The 387-nt window shown below is 71.6% G+C and carries 1 protein-coding gene; it reads left to right on the top strand.

Annotation, left to right across the window (positions count from 1 at the left end):
* A partial coding sequence (locus CAY82_RS26845; RefSeq protein ID WP_218190872.1) for a hypothetical protein occupies positions 1 to 387 on the top strand: 387 nt, incomplete at both ends.

Raw genomic sequence — 387 nt, 5'->3', positions numbered from 1 at the left:
GTGACGGCGCGACGGTCACCGCCGGCAAGGGCGCGTTCCAGCAATCCACCGTGAACCGGCGGCAGGAGGTCACCATCGTCGCCGGGATCAAGGCGGGCGTCGTCAGCAACGACAAGCCGATCGTGGTCGACCCGCCGAGTCTCCTGGACCGCGCCGGTGTGACTGCTCCCGGCCTGGCGGGCGCAGGCGCGGTGTCGGTGGGAGCCATCGGCGCCGCCATCGCGTACAGCAAACGGGGCAACAAGGACCAGCGCTTCTCCGGGATGCCGCCGGGCGCCTTCCCGCCGGGCGGGATGGTCGCGGTGCCGATCAAGGACGAGCTGAAGGAGAGCCAGCTTCCGGTCGCGTGCTGGCCACCGAGGATCCCGGTCGCCGAAGGCGGTCTGC

Source organism: Pseudomonas sp. SID14000 (assembly GCF_002165135.1).
Taxonomy (GTDB): Bacteria; Pseudomonadota; Gammaproteobacteria; order Pseudomonadales; family Pseudomonadaceae; genus Aquipseudomonas.
This window is presented reverse-complemented; position numbering and strand designations above follow the sequence as displayed.